We start from the raw sequence: 17,142 nt of genomic DNA, 5'->3' as shown, positions 1-17,142 counted from the left end.
CGGCCGTGAAGTCGTACGCCGCGGTCGACCTCGGCGCGTCCAGCGGGCGTGTCATGGTCGGCCGTGTCGGCCCGGACTCGCTGGTGCTGAGTGAGGCGCACCGCTTCCCGAACCGGCCCGTTCGGGTGCCGGAAGGTCTGCGCTGGGACGTGCTCTCGCTGTACGCGGGTGTCCTGGACGGGCTCAAGGCAGCCGGTGCCCACTGCGGTGGACGGCTAGACTCCGTCGGCATCGACAGCTGGGCCGTGGACTACGGCCTGCTGGACGCCGACGGGGCGCTGCTGGGCAACCCCGTGCACTACCGGGACTCCCGTACCGAGGGCATCGCGGAGAAGGTGTGGGCGACCGTACCGGCCGCCGAACTGTACGCGGCGACGGGCTTGCAGTACGCCCCCTTCAACACCCTCTACCAGCTGACGGCCGCCCGTGAGACACAGCAACTGGCCCACGCCCGGCGGCTGTTGCTGATCCCCGACCTGCTGACGTACTGGCTCACCGGCGAGCAGGGCACCGAGCTCACCAACGCCTCCACCACCCAGCTCATCGATCCCCGGACGCGCGAGTGGTCGTACGGCATCGCCTCCCGGCTGGGCATCGACCTGGACCTGTTCGCTCCGCTCCGGCGACCCGGCGATCCCGCGGGGCCGCTGCGCGACGAGGTGCTGGAGGAGACCGGGCTCGCCGGTCCCGTGCCGGTGACGGCGGTCGGATCGCACGACACCGCCTCCGCCGTGGCCGCGGTCCCGGCGGACGGCGAGCGGTTCGCGTACATCTGCACCGGGACCTGGTCGCTGGCGGGACTGGAGCTGGACGCGCCGGTGCTGACCGAGGAGAGCCGGGCCGCCAATTTCACCAATGAGCTGGGACTGGACGGCACGGTCCGGTATCTGCGGAACATCATGGGGTTGTGGCTGCTCCAGGAGTGCGTACGGGCCTGGGGAGGCCCTGACCTGGGCGGGCTGCTGCTCGACGCGTCCAAGGTGCCGGCGCTGCGGTCGGTCGTGGACGCGGGGGACGCGGCGTTCCTGGCGCCAGGGCGGATGCCGGAGCGGATCGCCGAGGCGTGCCGGGCGTCGGGCCAGCCGGTGCCCGAGTCGCCCCCCGAGATCACGCGCTGCATCCTCGACTCACTCGCCCTCGCGCACCGCAGGGCGATCGCGGACGCGCAGCGGCTGGCCGACCATCCCGTCGACGTCGTGCATGTCGTCGGCGGGGGGACCCGCAACGCCCTGCTGTGCCAGCTGACCGCCGACGCCTGTGGGCTGCCGGTGGTGGCCGGCCCGACCGAGGCCGCCGCCCTCGGGAACGTCCTCGTCCAGGCCCGGGCCCACGGGCTGGTCGGCGACCTCGCCGACGGGCGGCGCCTGCTCACCCGTACGCAGCCATTGACGCGGTACGAGCCGCGGGGGGACGCGGCACGCTGGGACGAGGCGGAGGCCCGGCTCACCCGACGGTGAATCTCACGGCATGGTGAACCTCACCGCACGGTGAACCTCACCCGACGGTGAGCGGGGTCTCCCCCGGGCCGCCCGCCCGCACTACGCTGCACTCATCCGATGATCGATCACAAGGAGCCGCGATGCGTGTCGCCCTGTTCCTGACCTGTGTCAACGACACGCTCTATCCGGACACCGGGCGCGCCGTGGTGAAACTGCTGACCAGGCTGGGCGTCGAGGTCGACTTCCCGATGGCGCAGACCTGTTGCGGGCAGGCGCACTACAACACCGGATACCGGCACGAGGCCGAGCCGCTCGCCCGGCATTTCTCCGATGTCTTCGGGGAGTACGAGGCGATCGTCACGCCGTCCGGTTCGTGCGGGGCGATGGTGCGGGAGCTGTATCCGCGGATGGGTGAGCGGGCGCGGGCCGAGGGGCGTGGCGACACGCTCGCGGCGACTCTCGCGCCGGTGGTGCCGAAGACGTACGAGCTCACGGAGTTCCTGGTGGATGTGCTGGGCGTGACGGACGTGGGTGCCTACTACCCGCACAAGGTGACGTACCACCCGACCTGTCACGGGCTGCGCGGGCTCGGCCTCGGCGACCGGCCCCGGCGGCTCCTCCAGGCCGTCAAGGGGCTGGAGTTGGTCGAGCTGCCGGGGGCCGAGGAGTGCTGCGGGTTCGGTGGCACCTTCGCGCTGAAGAACTCCGATGTCTCGGCGGCCATGGGCGCGGACAAGGTGCGCAATGCCGAGGCGACGGGCGCCGAGGTGCTGTGCGCGGCCGACAACTCCTGTCTGATGCACATCGGCGGGACCATGGCCCGGCTCAGTACGGGCATGCGGCCTGTGCACATCGCGGAGATCCTGGCGAGCACGGAGGAGGAGCCGGCGGTATGAGTGGGACGTTCGTCGGGATGCCGGCGTTTCCGAAGGCCGCGCACGAGGCCGTGCACGACGCGACCCTGCGCGGCAACCTCCGCCACGCCACGCACACCATCCGCGCCAAGCGGGCGAAGGCCGTCGCGGAAGTGTCGGACTGGGCGGCACTGCGCGAGGCCGGGAAGCGGATCAAGGACCACACGCTGCGTCACCTCGACCGCTGTCTCGTGCAGTTGGAGGAGTCGGTGACGGCGGCGGGCGGCACCGTCCACTGGGCCGCCGACGCCGACGAGGCCAACCGGATCGTGGCCGACCTGGTCAAGGCGACCGGTGAGTCGGAGGTGGTCAAGGTCAAGTCGATGGCCACGCAGGAGATCGGGCTCAACGAGGCCCTCGAAGCGGAGGGCATCCGCGCCTACGAGACCGACCTCGCCGAGCTGATCGTGCAGTTGGGCAAGGACCGGCCCTCGCACATCCTCGTCCCGGCGATCCACCGCAACCGGGGCGAGATCCGGGACATCTTCCGCAAGGAGATGAGCGAGTGGGGCCGTCCGGCGCCCGAGGGTCTGACGGACACACCCGCCGAACTCGCCGAGGCGGCCCGACTCCACCTCCGCGAGAAGTTCCTGCGGGCCAAGGTCGGCATCTCCGGCGCCAACTTCATGGTCGCCGAGACCGGCACGCTGGTGGTCGTGGAGTCCGAGGGCAACGGGCGGATGTGCCTGACCCTCCCCGAGACGCTGATCTCGGTCGTCGGCATCGAGAAGATCGTGCCGACCTGGCAGGACCTGGAGGTGTTCCTCCAGACGCTCCCCCGCTCCTCGACCGCCGAGCGCATGAATCCGTACACCACCACCTGGACCGGTACGACCGACGGGGACGGGCCGCAGAACTTCCACCTGGTCCTCCTCGACAACGGCCGTACCGACACCCTCGCCGACGAGGTCGGCCGCCAGGCCCTGCGCTGCATCCGCTGCTCGGCGTGCCTGAACGTGTGCCCGGTGTACGAGCGGGCCGGCGGGCACGCGTACGGCTCGGTCTATCCGGGGCCGATCGGCGCCATCCTCAGCCCTCAACTCCGGGGCGTGACGAGCGAGATCGACGCCTCGCTGCCGTACGCGTCGTCGCTGTGCGGCGCCTGCTACGACGTCTGCCCGGTGGCCATCGACATCCCCGAGGTGCTCGTGCATCTGCGGGAACGGGTCGTGGAGGGCGGTCAAGTGACCGCGCGGGGCAACAAGGTGGTGCTGAAGCCCGCGAAGGGGCATGCCGCCGAGCGGGCCGCGATGCGGGCGGCGCGCTGGGCGTTCAGCCACCCGGCCGCCCTGCGCGCGGGGCAGCGGCTCGCCTCGCGCACCCGCCGACTGCATCCACGGTCCCTCCCGGGGCCGGGCAAGGCGTGGAGCGAGACCCGTGATCTGCCGACCGTGCCCAAGGAGCCGTTCCGGGACTGGTGGCAGCGGACGAACGGCGGGAAGGACGGCGCCAAGTGAGCAGCAGGGAACGGATTCTGGGCCGGGTGCGGCGCGCCCTCGCCGACGTACCGGATGTACGGCAGGACGACACGCCGTACGAGCAGGCGGTTCCTCGGGACTATCTGCGGGAGCACGGATCGCGGAGTGTCGCGGAGACGGTCGATCTGCTGGCCGAGAACCTGGCGGACTACCGGGCGATCGTGCACCGCTGCACCGAGGCCGATCTGCCCGCCACCATCGCCGGGATGCTCGCCGCGCGCGGCTCGAAGACGGTGCTCGTGCCGCCGGGCCTGGAGGTGGAGTGGCTCGCGGCGAGCGACGCCGAGCGGATCGCGGACCGGGCGGAGAGCACCCCGCACGAACTGGACCAGGTCGACAGCGTGGTCACGGCGTGTGCGGTCGCCATCGCCGAGACCGGCACCATCGTCCTGGACGGCTCTCCCGACCAGGGCCGTCGCCGCATCACCCTCGTCCCCGACCACCACATCTGTGTCGTACGGGTCCCGGACCAGGTCGTCTCCTCCGTCCCGCAGGCCCTTGAACGCCTCGACCCGGCCCGCCCGTTGACATGGATCTCCGGTCCGTCGGCGACCAGCGACATCGAGCTGGACCGGGTCGAGGGGGTGCACGGTCCGCGCACCCTTGAGGTGGTGCTGGTGGACGATCAGGACGGTCAGGCGAGCGCGGACGTCACCTCGTAGCGGCCGGACGGGAGTCGGTAGGAGGCGGTGCCCTCCGTGAAGCCCAGGTACTCGACGCCGTCGACCCGGGACAGGGGGGTCCTGCCTTCGCGGACCGTCGACGGGTCGGTGGTGGGGATGCGGAGGGTCGCGGTCGTGTTCGCTGGCACCGCGGCCCGGTAGGTGAGCTTGCGGCCGTCCGCCTTCCACTCGCTGACGATCTCGCCGTACGGCGAGAGATGCGACCCGGCCACCCGTGTGACCTTGCCGGTCGCGTCGAGGTGCGGCCTGAGGAAGAAGTGCCGGAAGCCGGGGTGGGCCGGGTCCTTGGCGATGCCGGCCATGCCTTCGTACATCCACTCCATGATCGCGCCGTAGGAGTAGTGGTTGAACGAGTTCATGTCGACCGGGCCGAAGCCGTCCTCCTTCGAGTACGAGTTCCAGCGCTCCCAGATCGTGGTGGCGCCGTTGCGCACCGAGTACAGCCAGGACGGCATGGCGTCCTGGTGCAGCAGCTTGTACGCCAGGTCGACGCGGCCCTCGTCGGTGAGGACGGGTGCGAGGACGTTCACGCCGAGGAAGCCGACGGAGAGGGTGTTCTCGGCGTACTTCACGCGCGTGCTGTCGGGGTGGGCCTCCTTGTAGGCCTCGTCGTTGCCGATGTTCTCGGCGAGCAGGTCGACGAGGCGGCGGCGCTGGGCCTCGGTGTCGTAGAGGCGGAGCTTGAGGACCCAGAGCAGGGCCGTCTGGCTGTTGTCCTCGGGCTTGCCGCCGATCCACGGCGGTGCCTCGCCCAGGCTGGAGCGGACGGTGACCTCGCCCGTGGTGGGGTCGGTGACGAGGTACTTGGTGATGAAGGCCCGCTTGATGCGGGCGAAGAGCTCGTCGTAGGTGCGGGACTCGGCGTCGCGGCCGGTGGCGCGGGCCATGTCCGCCATGAGGCGGGCGCTGTAGCCGTAGTAGACGTCGCTGATGAGCTGGGTGCTGGTGTCCTGGAAGGCCAGCCAGTCGCCGAAGATCGCGCCCTGTCCGGCGTAGGTGTCACCGGTGCGCTGCCGGATCCAGTCCATGTACTTGGTCATCGCGGCCCAGCTGCGGTCGACGACGGTGGTGTCGCCGGACATCTGCCACACCGTCCAGGGCACGACCACCCCGCAGTCGGCCCAACCGCTCGCCGGGATCGGCTGGTTGTAGCGGGCGCCGGGTGCGATCCAGGTGAACTGGGCTGCGTCCGCGCCGTAGGTGCGCTGCGAGTCGATAAGGGTGTCCTGGAAGTGGCTGAGGAAGTTCACCGCGTCGGCGTTGTAGAGGCCGGTCTGGGAGAAGAGCTGGGTGTCGCCGGTCCAGCCGCAGCGTTCGTCGCGTTGGGGGCAGTCGGTGGGGACCCACAGGTAGTTGCCGCGCTGGCCCCAACGGACGTTGCTGATGAGCTGGTTGACGTCGGCGTCGTCGGTGGTGATGGTGCCGATGTCGCGGAGGGCGGAGGTGGCGACCTTGCCGGTGAACTCGGTGAGGGTGACCGTGTCGGTGGTGGTGACGGAGACGTAGCGGAAGCCGTAGAAGGTCAGCGAGTCCTGGTGTGTCTCGCCGTCGGGGGCGCCCTTGAGGATGTAGGTGCTGGTGGCCTTGGCGGAGCGGAGGTTGGCGCGGTAGACCGAGCCGACGGGGCCGTCGGCGCCCGCACTGTCGTCGTTGAGCATCTCGCCGGGTTTGAAGGCGACTTGGGCGCCTGCCGGGCCGCGCAGGGTGTAGCGGGGGACGCCGACCATGTTCTGGCCGAGGTCGATCACGGCGGTGTCGCCGGGGCGCAGGGTCACGGCGGCGGTGGCCGCGGCCGGCGGGTCGGTGATCGTGCGGGCGGGGTCGACGACGATGCGGCCCTTGCCGTTCGGGCTGCCCTTCTGGCCCGTGACGCCGGTGTAGACGGTGATGGAGCGTGGCCTGCGGTCCCAGTCCGGCATCAGGCGGGCGCTCTCGCCGGGATAGGCGACCAGTTTCGCGTCGGGGAACCTGGAGGTGAAGTCGTGCTCGGTCACACCGGCCCAGCCGGACGTGTCGAATCCGTTCGCCGTCCAGCCCGGGAGCTCGCGGCGGGCGTCGTAGGTCTGGCCGTCGTAGATGTCGTCGGCGCGGTAGGGGCCGGTGTCCGTGGCCTTCCAGTCGTCGCCGGGTGCGGTGACGATCGTCTGCTCGGATCCGTCGGCGTGCCGGACGAGGAGCTTGGCCTTGAGGGCCAGGCGGTTGCCGTCGGCCGAGTAGTAGGTGCTGTTGTCGGAGATACGGCCGTTGTACCAGCCGTTGCCGAGGACGGCCGCGAGGGTGATGTGCCCTTCGTGCCACTCCCCCGCGACCAGGTCCGTGACGTCGTAGGTGAAGTAGTTGACGGTGGTGTCGTAGTTGGTCCAGCCCGGCGTCAGCAGCTCGAGGGTGGTTCCCTCGCCCTGTGGCACGGTGACCCGGTGGCCGTTGACGTAGGCGTCGTACACGCCCAGGGCGGAGATGTAGAGGCGGGCGTCGCGCACTTGACGGCCTGTGAGCCGGGCCTGTCGGCGTAGCAGAGGGGCGCCGGGGGTGTTGGGTTGCTTGCCCGCCATGGTGATCCACCGGGCGCCGTTCCAGCCTGTGCTGCCGTCGGTACTGAGCAGGCCGGTCTCGAAGTGGGCGGTCGGGGCGGCGGGGATCGCGCGGCCGGTCTCGTCCCAGGCCGTCACCGTCCAGTGGTAGCGGGTGGCGGCGTGCAGGGCGGGGCCCGCGTAGCGCACGGCGACCGAGTCGGGTGAGGTGACGCGGCCGCTGTTCCAGACGTCCGCCCGGGAGGGGGTCAGGCGGTCGGATGCGGTCGCCACCAGGATCCGGTACGCCGACTGGCGGCGGCCTCGTACCGAGGACGCCATGCGCCAGCCGAACCTCGGGTGGGTGGCGTCCACGCCGAGCGGGTTCGTTCTGTGCTCGACCGTCAGGCCCTCGACGGCCGTGCGGTGCGCGGTCGGTGCGGCCGCCGCGGGCCCGCCTCTCGCGATCCCGCCCGCCATGGCCAGCGGTGCGGCGCCGAGTGCCGTGGTGAACAGCGTCCTTCGGCGCACGCCGCCGTTGCCGTCGCCCTTCGTGCTGTCGACTCCGTCGTTCATGCCGTAGTCCCTTTCGACTGCTCAGAGTTGGAACGATTCAGCTCGAACGACGGTTGAAGCTAGTGGCAGTAGTGACAAGTGTCCATGGCTCGATCAGGACGAATACCCCGCAGATTCCAACAGAACTCCCCAGCCTCAGAGGCTGTGTTGAAACCGTTCAAAAACGGAGTCAGGAACTCTTGCCCGGTCGCCTCGTCGAGTCGCGGCTCAGGATGCCGAAGGCCCACCGCTCGTTGAAGCCTGCCACGAAGCCGATGGCGCACCAGAAGCCCCAGAGCTCGGTGCCGGCGGCGGCCGATGCCGGCCCCCCGGCCGCGCAGATCTGGGCCGGGGTGGCGGGCGGCTCGAAGACGGTCACGATGCCGCCGCTGAGCAGGAAGTACACGGCGAGGGCGAGGATCCAGCCGACGAACACCCGGTAGACGCCCTCGTGGCGCATGCTGCGGGCCATCTGGCCGGGGACCACGATGCCCTCGCGGCCGTTGGTCTGACGGCGCGCCAGCTGGTCCGCGCTGCCCCGCAGCCGTACCAGCACACTGAGCACGGCCCCGAACGCGCCGACGCCACCGCACACGAACGCGCCCAGCAGGCTCCAGCGGTTGGTGCAGCTCAGCATCACGCCCAGGGCACCGAGCAGGTCGGCTCCCCAGAGCAGCGGAACCGCGAGCAGCGCGAGGCTGGCGGCCGATCCCATGGCGAGTCCGATGTTGAGCCCCCGGCTGACGGCGGTCGCGCTGTCCTGCGCGAGCCGGCCCCGCAAGTCGGCGATCTCCTGGTCGAGGTACTCGGTCAGGTGCTCGTTCGGCTTGGGATCGCCCAGCCGAGGGTCACTCAGCGCGTTGCCGAGCACCCGCACCACGGTGACCCGCGCCGATACGCGCGTCCTGCGCTCGAAGGCGCGCTGCGAGGCGCCGTAGAGAAGCTGCAACTGCAGCTGCTGCTCGGGATAAAGATCCACGAACAGCACATAGACACGCTCGAAACCAGCCGGCACGACTTCCGTCAGCCCTTCGGGCCACAACTCGGTGTCCGCCCCCTGGACCGACTCCCGCAATACCCGCCACCACGCATGGCGGCGTCCCCCGCTGTCCGTCATGAGCTACCTGTACCGCCGGCGTGCCCACCCGGGGAAGCCACCCGAGGCACCAGTACGGTCACCGACGTCACGGAGCCGTGACCTCCGCTCACCGTCAGCTGTAGACGATCGGGCAGCCACGCCGTATCGAGTGCTGGGCGGCGCGCAGATACAACGCCACGTAGAAGGCCGTGTCGAGGTCGTCGCTCCACGGCCCCGGCCGGGTCGCGGCGGTGTCGTTCGCCTGCCCGTCCAGGAACCAGCCGGTCAGCTCGAGGTTGTCGGACGTCGCGGGTATGCCGTCGGACGGCAGCTCGACGGCCGCCGCCAGTCGCTCGGCGAGCGCGAGAACCTGCGGGGCACCGGCGACCGTCGTCGTCAGGTCGTAGGCGGACTCGACGGGCAAGCGGATCTCCTCGTCGAGCGACAGCGGCACGAGTACCGTCCAGCCCAAGAGCAGCTCCTGTGCCGCTCTCGACAGGTGCGTCCGGCACAGCGCGGCGAAGCCGTCCATGGGCGGGACGAGCTTCTCCTCGAAGGCCGTCCCGGAGCCCCGAACGAACTCCGCCTCCTCGGGAACGCTCGTGTACGGCGGAAGCCCGCGCCGCCCCAACTCCTCGTTCAGCGCCGCGGCGACGTCCCCCCGCCCGTCCTCCCCTTCGCCGAACCACTCCTGCGCGCCGACGCTCACCAGATAGATCCCCATGTCCGCAACGTACAGCTCACCACTGACATCGCCCTCGGTCCCGGGCCTGCCCCCCGTCGAGGGTGTCGCTGAGTACACCGGGCGATACGGGTTCTGCGCCCAATGTGGTCAAGTCGCCGTCTCCGTAGCTTCTTCGGCAGGCACAGGGAGTGCCGGACGGAGAGTGATGACGATGTTTCGCGCAGGCTCGCGACGTACGCACGACAAGGGACCCGCCGCCGAAGCGCTCCGGCTGGTCAAGGTCACCAAGACCTACGGGGCGCACGACAGTGCCGTGACCGCGCTGGACGGGATCACGCTGGGTCTGGGGCGGGGCACCTTCACCGCCGTGATGGGGCCGTCGGGTTCGGGCAAGACCACGCTGCTGCACTGCGCGGCGGGTCTCGACCGGCCCGACAGTGGCATCGTGCGGGTGGACGGCACGGAGCTGACCGGGGGCGGCGAAGCGGAGTTGACCAAGTTCCGGCGTGGGCGGATCGGGTTCGTGTTCCAGCAGTACAACCTGCTGGAGACGCTGACCGTCGCGCAGAACACCGTGCTGCCGCTCAAGCTGGCCGGGCAGCGCGTCGACCGCAGGCGGGTCAGGGAGGTCCTGGCGTCCGTCGGTCTCGGTGACCGGCTCGGGCACCGCCCCGACCAGCTTTCCGGCGGTCAGCGGCAGCGCGTCGCGATCGCCCGGGCCCTGGTGACGGAGCCCCGGGTGATCTTCGCGGACGAGCCGACGGGCGCCCTGGACACGCGCAGCGCACGCGATGTGCTGCGGCTGCTCCAGCAGGCGGTGCGGGTGCACGGCCGGACCGTGGTGATGGTGACCCACGACCCGGTCGCCGCCTCCTACGCCGACTCGGTGCTGTTCCTCGCGGACGGCCGGCTGGCGGGCCGGATGGACGCGCCGACCCCGGACGCGGTGGCCGAGCGGCTGGCGCACCTCGGCGACGACGTGGCGCTGGGGGTGTGAGCGATGTTCCTGCTGGCCATGCGGTCGATACGGCACCGTCCCGGGCGGTTTCTCGCCACCCTGCTGTGCGCGTTCCTGGGCGCGGCGATCATCATGACGTTCAACTCGCTGCACGACACGGCTGCACAGGACGGCGTCGACGCGACCAGCGCGGAGACCCTGTCCACGGCGGCCGGCGTCGTCGGCGGCTACGGCACCCTGCTGGTGTTCTTCGCCGTCGCCTCCGCCCTGACGGTCAACGTCCGTCAGCGCACCGCCGAGTTGGCCCTGTTGCGCTGCTCGGGGGCGACTCCGGCGCAGCTCAAGCGGATGGTCGTGGGTGAGGCGGTGGCCGTGGCCCTGGTGGGCGCGGCGCTGGCGATCGGCCCGGCGATGCTGGGCGGTCGGGCACTGCTGGAGGTGTTCCAGGACAGCGGCCAGGTCGCGGAGTCCGTCGACCACTCCTTCGGCCCGATCGCGCTCATGACGGGCATCGACATCACGCTGCTCGCGTCGGCGGGCGCCGCCTTCCTCGCCGTACGGCGGGCGGCACGTGGGCACGAACGGCGGGGTGGGGCCCGGAAGTTCCTCGCGTACGCCGCCCTGCTCACCGGTGCGGTGTCCGTCTCCTCCACCTTCGTCTTCTCGGCGGCGGACGCGGCCTTGATGGCGCCGCCCGCCTATGGGGCGATCCTGCTCTCGGTGGGCTTCGCGCTGATGGCGCCGCGGCTGCTGGAGGGCGTACTGGACCGGCTGCCGCTGAACGGGGCGAGCGGCTGGCTGGCGGTGCGGAATCTGCGGGAGCGGGCCGGTCATCTGGCCGGGATCCTGATGTCGCTGATCCTTTTCACCGCGGTGGCCACGGCCACGCTCACCATGCAGGCGGTGGAGAGCGACGCCGTCGAGGCCTCGGGGCTGACGAAGTCGATCGACGCCAAGAACCTCGAGACGCTCAACTTCACAGTCGTCGGCATCATCGTGGTGTTCGTCTGTGTGATGCTGGTCAACTCGCTGTACGCGGCGACGAGTTACCGCGCCCGGGAGTTCGGGCAGCAGCGCCTGGCCGGGGCGACTGCGGGCCAGGTGCTCGGGACGGTCGGCGCCGAGACGCTGATCCTGACCGTCACCGGAGTGCTCTTCGGGATGGTGGCCGCGCTGGCGGGGATCGTCCCCTTCACCGCGGTCCGTAGTGACGGGGTGCTGCCGGGCGAGTTCTACGGCATCGGGGTCGCGGTCGTCACGATCGCGGCGGCGGTGACGCTGGGCACGAGCCTGGTCACGGCCCGGCGGATGCTGCGCACACCGGCGGTCGGGGCGGTCGCGGTGGCTTCATGAGGAGTCCGAGGACCGGGGGGCGGCTGCTTCGGCGGCCGCCCCCTCATGTGACGCCGGCCGTATCGGGGAGCGCCGCCTCATTTGACGTCGGCCGCATCCAGGAGCGCCGGCTCACTTGGCGTCGGCCGCATCCAGGAGCGCCGGCTCACCTCACGTCGGCAGCGTCCAGGAGCGCCGTCACGGTTGCCGTGGTCAGGCCGTCCAGCGTCTCGATCCCGGCGCCCGCGCGCGCACTGGCGCCGTCGAAGACCAGCATCAGCTGGCGCGCCAGCAGTTCGGGATCGCGCACCCCGCCCTTCTCGGCCTGGGCACGGAAGAAGCCCTTCAGCCACTCCTTCGCCCCACGGGCGACCACACTCGCCGGATGTTCGAGATCCTTCAGCTCGACCAGCGCTGCGAGATAGGGGCAGCCCTGGTAGGCGGGCTCGGTGGACGCCTTCTCCAGTCGTGCGAAGACCTGGAGGATCCGCTCGCGAGGCGTGCCGGACTCCTGCGCGGCGGGCATCAGCTGGGCCCCGTACTCCGGAAGCCGGCGCTCCAGACTGGCCGCGAGGACCTCGTCCTTGCTCGCGAACAGCTGGTACATCGACCGCTTCGAGACCCCCGCGGTGCGGCACAGCGCCTCCACGCCGATGGAGACGCCCTCGCGGTAGAACAGCTCGGCCGCGGCGTCGAGAAGCCGGTCCCTGGTGGACGCCTTGTCTGATGTGGCCATACGGGCGAGGTTACCTCGCCGCGCAGCGCGAGGAAACCGATCGGTCTACCGCCTTCCGGTGCACGCAATCCCCGTGGCATCATCACCTGAACAAGCGCTTAGACAGGTGCCTGAGCGTCCCGACTGCCACCGCCGAGCTGGAGGCCCCGTTGTTCACATCCGTCGACGACGTCTCCGCACGTTTGGCCGAGACCGGCTATCTCGCCTCGCCCGCGGTCGCCACGACCGTCTTCCTCGCCGACCGTCTCGGCAAGCCGCTCCTGGTGGAGGGCCCGGCGGGAGTGGGCAAGACGGAGCTCGCCAAAGCCGTCGCCGAGGTCGCCGGGGCGCGGCTCGTGCGTCTGCAGTGCTACGAGGGCGTCGACGAGTCCCGGGCGCTGTACGAGTGGAACCACGCCAAGCAGCTCCTGCGCATCAGCGCGGGCCGCGACGAGACGTGGGACGAGGCGCGCACGGACATCTTCAGCGAGGAGTTCCTGCTCACGCGCCCGCTCCTGACGGCCATCCGCGGCGACGACCCCAAGGTGCTGCTCATCGACGAGACCGACAAGGCGGACGTCGAGGTGGAGGGCCTGCTCCTGGAGGTGCTCAGCGACTTCCAGGTCACCGTCCCGGAACTGGGCACCATCACCGCGACGCGCCGCCCCTTCGTCGTCCTCACCTCCAACGCGAGCCGCGAGCTGTCCGAGGCGCTGCGCCGCCGCTGTCTCTTCCTGCACATCGGCTTCCCGGACGAGGAGCTGGAGCGCCGGATCGTACGGCTGAAGGTGCCGGGGCTCGACGAGGCGCTGGCCCGCTCCGTCGTGCGGGTCGTGGGCGCGCTGCGGGCGATGGACCTGCGGAAGGTGCCGTCGGTCGCCGAGACCATCGACTGGGCGCGCACCCTGCTCGCGCTCGGCGCCGACACGCTGGACGAGACGGTCGTGCAGGCCAGCCTCGGAGTGCTCCTCAAGCATCAGGACGACGTGCTCAAGGCGACCGCCAAGCTCGACCTGGACGCCCTGTGACCACGCCTTCGGGCGTCGCGGAGCGGCTGACGTCCCTCGTGGGAGCCCTGCGCGCGCACGGCTTCCGGATCGGCACGAGCGAGACGGTGGACGCGGCGCGGGCGATGGAGGCGCTCGGCCTCACGGACCGGGAGCGGTTGCGCGAGGGGCTGGCGGCGACGCTGTTGCACGGCCCCGAGGGGCGGCAGGTGTTCGATCCGGTCTTCGACCTGTACTTTCCGCGCGGCGTAGGCGCACCGGAGCAGCGGGCCGCGGGGCGGGAGGCGCTGCGCGACCGGTTGGCGGCCGCGCTCGCCGCGGACGACCGGGCGATGCTGGGGCGGTTGGCGGTCGAGGCGGTCGACGGCTTCGGTGGCTACGGTTCCTCACCGGAGTCGGACGGCTGGTCGTCGTACCAGACGCTCGAACGGCTGCGCCCGCAGACCCTGCTCGCCCGCGTCCGCGACAACCTCCGTGCACAGGGCGGGAGTTCGGGGTTCGCCGACCGGCTGCTGGAGGACGAGATCCGCCGGCGCATCGAGGCGTTCCGGGCACTGGTGGCCGCGGAGGCACGGCGCCGGGTCGCCGAGCGGCGCGGACGGGACGAGATCGCCCGGCGGGCGGTGACCCCGACCGCCGACCGGGTCGACTTCCTGTTCGCCGGGAAGGCCCAGCTCGCCGAACTGCGCAGGGCGGTCCAGCCCCTCGCCCGCAAGCTCGCGACCCGGCTCGCGGCCCGTCGTCGCCGCGCCTCCCGGGGCTCGATCGATCTACGGCGGACCCTGCGCGGTTCGCTGTCGACGGGCGGGGTGCCTATGAAGCCGGTGCTGCGCCGGCGGCGCCCCATGCGCCCCGAACTGGTGCTGCTGTGCGACGTGTCGGGCTCGGTGTCCGGCTTCTCGGACTTCACGATGCTGCTGGTGCAGGCGCTGCACGACCAGTTCAGCAAGGTGCGGGTGTTCGCCTTCGTCAACCGGATCGACGAGGTGACGGGGCTGCTCGAGCGCGGCACGGCCGACCCGGAAGGGCTCAGTGCTCGCATCGAGGCGGAGGCGACGCTCACGGGCTATCACGGCAGCAGCGACTACGGCATGGCGCTGGGCGAGTTCGCGGAGCGATACGGTGACGCGGTCGGCCCGCGCACGACCGTGTTCGTGCTCGGCGACGCCCGCACCAACATGAGCGATCCGAACCTGCCGGCCGTGCGGCAGATCGCCGAACGGGCGCGCCGTGTCTACTGGTTGAACCCCGAGCAGGGCTCCCGCTGGGGCACGGGCGACTCCGTCGCGCCGGCGTACGCCGAGCTGGTCGAGATGCACGAGTGCCGCACCGCCCGGCAGCTCAGCGCGCTGGTGGCGCGGCTGCTGCCGGTGTGACCGGGCGGCGGGCGGCGGATCCGCCGCTCAGGCGGCGAGCTGCGGGTAGAGGGCGGCCGGATCGGCCGACAGCCCGGCCTTGACCTGCCGCGAGATGTCGTCCGCCAAGACCTCGTAGGCACCCGACGCGATCCCGTCGAGGGCCTGGGCCGCGACGCTCTCGGCCGTGGACTTCGGCGCGTCGATACCGGCGGTCAGGTCGGTGTCGACGTACCCGACGTGCAGGCCGGTGACGTCGATGCCGCGCGGCTTCAGGTCGAGGCGCAGGGAGTTGGTCTGCGACCAGAAGGCGGCCTTGGAGGCGCTGTAGGAGCCGGCGAGGCCGATCCACGACAGCACGGAGTGGACGTTGAGGATGTGGCCGCCGCCGTTGCGCTCGATCACGGGGACGAAGGCCCGGGTGACCAGGAGCGGTCCGTAGAAGTTGGTCTCGAACTCGCGGCGGACGTCCTCGACGGGCGAGTCGAGGAAGTTCGCGTTCACCGACGCGCCCGCGTTGTTGATCAGCAGGGTGACGTCCTGCGCCTGCCCGGCGGCCGCCGCGACCGAGGCGGGGTCGGTCACCTCCAGGGCGAGCGGCACCGCGTCGGGGTTGGTGACGGTGCGCGGGTCACGGGCGGTGGCGTACACCTTCTTCGCGCCCCGCTCGTACAGGTCGGCGACCAGCGCGCGACCGATGCCGCGGCTGCCGCCGGTGACCAGGGCTACGGAGCCTTCGATGGTGGTCATGAGTCTCTCCCGGTTGTGCCGAATCAAAGGAAACCGATCGGTTTCCATCGGACTGGGGACCAGGGTAAACCGATCGGTTTCCTCGGGGCAAGGTAAGGGCCCGTCCGGGGCAGAATCAGGGTTCGTCCCCGATATGCGGGCCTGCGTGCATTCCGTACGCTCGCCACAACCAGAGGGGGACGCCATGAAGGCGGTTGTTCAGGACCGGTACGGCTCGGCGGACACGCTGGAGTTCAGGGACATCGACAGGCCGGTGCCGGCTGCCGACGAGGTGCTGGTGCGGGTGCACGCGGCATCCGTCAACGCCTACGACTGGCACTACATGCACGGCGACCCGAAGCTCGCGCGCGCGGTGTTCGGGCTGAGCAGGCCGAAGGCGCGTGTCCGGGGCAGGGATTTCGCCGGGCGCGTGGAGGCGGTGGGCAGTGGGGTCACCGGGCTCAAGCCGGGTGACGAGGTGTACGGGGAGGCCGATGGCGCGTTCGCGGAGTTCGTGTGCGCCAAGGACGGCATGGTGGGCCCGAAGCCGGCCAACCTGACCTTCGAGCAGGCCGCCGCGATACCGCTGGCGGGGAACACCGCCCTGATCGGCCTGCGTGACGTGGCCCGGGTACAGCCCGGCCAGACGGTCCTGGTCAACGGCGCGTCGGGCGGTGTGGGCACGTTCGCCGTGCAGCTCGCCAAGGAGTACGGCGCGGACGTGACCGCGGTGTGCAGCACGAGGAACGTCGACCTGGTCCGCTCCCTCGGCGCGGACCACGTCATCGACTACACGCGCGAGGACTTCACCCGGGTCGGCCGACGCTACGACGTCGTACTGGACCTGGTGGGCAACCACTCGCTGGCCGACTTCCGCCGCGCGGTCGCTCCCACCGGAGCGCTCGTGCTGTCCGGCGGAGGGGTGTACGAGGGCGGCAGCGTCATCGGACCGATGGCGCTCTTCTTCCGCAGGCAGCTGGCGGCACCCTTCACCCGCCAGCGGCTGCTCGAACTGGCGGCCAGGCAGAGCAAGGCGACCCTCGCGGCACTGCGCGAACTCGCCGAGTCCGGCAAGATGGCCCCGGTCGTCGAGCGGACGTATCCGCTCAGCGAGGCGGCCGAGGCCATCCGGTACCTGGAGGTGGAGCACGCGCGCGCGAAGATCGTCGTCACCGTGTGACGAGCCGGCGCGGGACGGCCGGCGCTACTTCTTCGCGTACTCCCTCGCCGTCTGCCCCTGGAAGTCGTAGACCACGCACTGCTCGTCGCCCACGACCCAGGCGTCGTGTCCGGGCGAGCAGACGAAGACGTCGCCGGGGCCGACTTCCTGTTCGCCGCCGTCGTCCATGCGGATGTGCATGCGGCCCTGGACCACATAGCAGTTGTGGTGCATCTGACAGCTCTCGGTACCGGCGATCGGGGCCACGGACTCGGTCCAGCGCCAGCCGGGCTCGAAGGTCGCCACAGCGAAGTCGAGATCCGTCATGTGGACGGCTTCGAGGTGGCCGCGGGGGAAATCACGTCGCTCGTCGGGCTTCTCGAGCGGCTTCACTTCCAACACCATGACGCGCTCCCTTCCGGCCGCGGTTCATCGCGGCCGGGGCCGGTCTCCCCGGCGACCCTGTGCACCGCCGTCGGCGGCCGACCCCCTACCAGTCCATCGTCCGCCCGGCCACCCGGGGCCGCCATTCGGGGAACGGCCGC

15 protein-coding genes are annotated in these 17,142 nt (G+C 71.0%); 9 read left to right on the top strand and 6 right to left on the bottom strand.

Annotation, left to right across the window (positions count from 1 at the left end):
* The first annotated feature begins 5 nt into the window (after window positions 1-5).
* The 4 genes from ACQEV2_RS38985 to ACQEV2_RS38970 all read left to right on the top strand — a co-directional run bounded on the left by ACQEV2_RS38985 (window position 6) and on the right by ACQEV2_RS38970 (window position 4,493).
* The gene (locus ACQEV2_RS38985; protein ID WP_433055130.1) at window positions 6-1,457 is read left to right on the top strand and encodes a rhamnulokinase; all 1,452 of its coding nucleotides are present in this window, start codon (window positions 6-8) and stop codon (window positions 1,455-1,457) included.
* A gap of 122 nt (window positions 1,458-1,579) precedes the next feature.
* A complete protein-coding gene (locus ACQEV2_RS38980; RefSeq protein ID WP_433052866.1) occupies window positions 1,580-2,335 on the top strand; it encodes a (Fe-S)-binding protein in 756 nt (251 codons plus the stop codon).
* The gene (locus ACQEV2_RS38975) at window positions 2,332-3,810 is read left to right on the top strand and encodes a LutB/LldF family L-lactate oxidation iron-sulfur protein (protein ID WP_433052863.1); all 1,479 of its coding nucleotides are present in this window, start codon (window positions 2,332-2,334) and stop codon (window positions 3,808-3,810) included. Before ACQEV2_RS38980 ends, ACQEV2_RS38975 begins: the two co-directional genes overlap by 4 nt.
* The gene (locus tag ACQEV2_RS38970; protein ID WP_433052860.1) at window positions 3,807-4,493 is read left to right on the top strand and encodes a LutC/YkgG family protein; all 687 of its coding nucleotides are present in this window, start codon (window positions 3,807-3,809) and stop codon (window positions 4,491-4,493) included. Before ACQEV2_RS38975 ends, ACQEV2_RS38970 begins: the two co-directional genes overlap by 4 nt.
* Here ACQEV2_RS38970 and ACQEV2_RS38965 read toward each other — a convergent pair.
* The 3 genes from ACQEV2_RS38965 to ACQEV2_RS38955 all read right to left on the bottom strand — a co-directional run bounded on the left by ACQEV2_RS38965 (window position 4,466) and on the right by ACQEV2_RS38955 (window position 9,381).
* A complete protein-coding gene (locus ACQEV2_RS38965; protein WP_433052857.1) occupies window positions 4,466-7,600 on the bottom strand; it encodes a family 78 glycoside hydrolase catalytic domain in 3,135 nt (1,044 codons plus the stop codon). The genes ACQEV2_RS38970 and ACQEV2_RS38965 overlap by 28 nt on opposite strands.
* 169 nt (window positions 7,601-7,769) lie before the next feature.
* Window positions 7,770-8,696 (bottom strand): hypothetical protein, encoded by a 927-nt coding sequence (locus ACQEV2_RS38960; RefSeq protein ID WP_433052854.1) that lies wholly within the window; start codon window positions 8,694-8,696, stop codon window positions 7,770-7,772.
* Between the two features lie 94 nt (window positions 8,697-8,790).
* Complete coding sequence (locus ACQEV2_RS38955) at window positions 8,791-9,381, bottom strand: hypothetical protein (RefSeq protein ID WP_433052851.1); 591 nt, start codon at window positions 9,379-9,381, stop codon at window positions 8,791-8,793.
* A 172-nt stretch (window positions 9,382-9,553) separates the two neighbouring features.
* On the opposite strand from ACQEV2_RS38955, the gene ACQEV2_RS38950 reads away from it, so the two are divergent.
* A complete protein-coding gene (locus tag ACQEV2_RS38950) occupies window positions 9,554-10,339 on the top strand; it encodes an ABC transporter ATP-binding protein (protein ID WP_433055127.1) in 786 nt (261 codons plus the stop codon).
* A gap of 3 nt (window positions 10,340-10,342) precedes the next feature.
* On the top strand, window positions 10,343-11,653 hold the full coding sequence (locus ACQEV2_RS38945) for an FtsX-like permease family protein (RefSeq protein ID WP_433052848.1): 1,311 nt from the start codon (window positions 10,343-10,345) through the stop codon (window positions 11,651-11,653).
* A 145-nt stretch (window positions 11,654-11,798) separates the two neighbouring features.
* On the opposite strand, the gene ACQEV2_RS38940 is transcribed toward ACQEV2_RS38945, so the two are convergent.
* On the bottom strand, window positions 11,799-12,368 hold the full coding sequence (locus ACQEV2_RS38940) for a TetR/AcrR family transcriptional regulator (protein ID WP_433052845.1): 570 nt from the start codon (window positions 12,366-12,368) through the stop codon (window positions 11,799-11,801).
* A 149-nt stretch (window positions 12,369-12,517) separates the two neighbouring features.
* On the opposite strand from ACQEV2_RS38940, the gene ACQEV2_RS38935 reads away from it, so the two are divergent.
* Both ACQEV2_RS38935 and ACQEV2_RS38930 read left to right on the top strand, forming a co-directional pair.
* Window positions 12,518-13,375: an AAA family ATPase gene (locus ACQEV2_RS38935; RefSeq protein WP_433052842.1), complete on the top strand. Its 858-nt coding sequence runs from the start codon at window positions 12,518-12,520 to the stop codon at window positions 13,373-13,375.
* Window positions 13,372-14,730, top strand: coding sequence for a vWA domain-containing protein (locus ACQEV2_RS38930; protein WP_433052839.1), 1,359 nt, complete (start codon window positions 13,372-13,374; stop codon window positions 14,728-14,730). The genes ACQEV2_RS38935 and ACQEV2_RS38930 overlap by 4 nt, the downstream gene beginning before the upstream one ends.
* Window positions 14,731-14,757: 27 nt before the next feature.
* Here the strand turns inward: ACQEV2_RS38930 and ACQEV2_RS38925 are convergent, their stop codons facing one another.
* Window positions 14,758-15,459, bottom strand: coding sequence for an SDR family oxidoreductase (locus ACQEV2_RS38925; RefSeq protein ID WP_433052836.1), 702 nt, complete (start codon window positions 15,457-15,459; stop codon window positions 14,758-14,760).
* Window positions 15,460-15,643: 184 nt separating this feature from the next.
* On the opposite strand from ACQEV2_RS38925, the gene ACQEV2_RS38920 reads away from it, so the two are divergent.
* Window positions 15,644-16,618 (top strand): NAD(P)-dependent alcohol dehydrogenase, encoded by a 975-nt coding sequence (locus ACQEV2_RS38920; RefSeq protein WP_433052833.1) that lies wholly within the window; start codon window positions 15,644-15,646, stop codon window positions 16,616-16,618.
* A 24-nt stretch (window positions 16,619-16,642) separates the two neighbouring features.
* On the opposite strand, the gene ACQEV2_RS38915 is transcribed toward ACQEV2_RS38920, so the two are convergent.
* On the bottom strand, window positions 16,643-16,999 hold the full coding sequence (locus ACQEV2_RS38915; RefSeq protein WP_433055124.1) for a cupin domain-containing protein: 357 nt from the start codon (window positions 16,997-16,999) through the stop codon (window positions 16,643-16,645).
* Window positions 17,000-17,142: the final 143 nt, after the last annotated feature.

The organism is Streptomyces sp. CA-251387, from assembly GCF_050936625.1.
Classification (GTDB): Bacteria; Actinomycetota; Actinomycetes; order Streptomycetales; family Streptomycetaceae; genus Streptomyces.
The sequence above is the reverse complement of the archived record's forward strand: the minus strand, read 5'-3'. Positions and strand labels throughout refer to the sequence as shown.

Excerpts from the sequence above, each read along its gene's own strand:
- ACQEV2_RS38955 (WP_433052851.1), bottom strand. The coding sequence starts at position 9,381 with ATGGGGATCTATCTGGTGAGCGTCGGCGCGCAGGAGTGGTTCGGCGAA.
- ACQEV2_RS38940 (WP_433052845.1), bottom strand. The coding sequence starts at position 12,368 with ATGGCCACATCAGACAAGGCGTCCACCAGGGACCGGCTTCTCGACGCC.
- ACQEV2_RS38980 (WP_433052866.1), top strand. The coding sequence starts at position 1,580 with ATGCGTGTCGCCCTGTTCCTGACCTGTGTCAACGACACGCTCTATCCG.
- ACQEV2_RS38945 (WP_433052848.1), top strand. The coding sequence starts at position 10,343 with ATGTTCCTGCTGGCCATGCGGTCGATACGGCACCGTCCCGGGCGGTTT.
- ACQEV2_RS38920 (WP_433052833.1), top strand. The coding sequence starts at position 15,644 with ATGAAGGCGGTTGTTCAGGACCGGTACGGCTCGGCGGACACGCTGGAG.
- ACQEV2_RS38975 (WP_433052863.1), top strand. The coding sequence starts at position 2,332 with ATGAGTGGGACGTTCGTCGGGATGCCGGCGTTTCCGAAGGCCGCGCAC.
- ACQEV2_RS38965 (WP_433052857.1), bottom strand. The coding sequence starts at position 7,600 with ATGAACGACGGAGTCGACAGCACGAAGGGCGACGGCAACGGCGGCGTG.
- ACQEV2_RS38950 (WP_433055127.1), top strand. The coding sequence starts at position 9,554 with ATGTTTCGCGCAGGCTCGCGACGTACGCACGACAAGGGACCCGCCGCC.
- ACQEV2_RS38960 (WP_433052854.1), bottom strand. The coding sequence starts at position 8,696 with ATGACGGACAGCGGGGGACGCCGCCATGCGTGGTGGCGGGTATTGCGG.
- ACQEV2_RS38925 (WP_433052836.1), bottom strand. The coding sequence starts at position 15,459 with ATGACCACCATCGAAGGCTCCGTAGCCCTGGTCACCGGCGGCAGCCGC.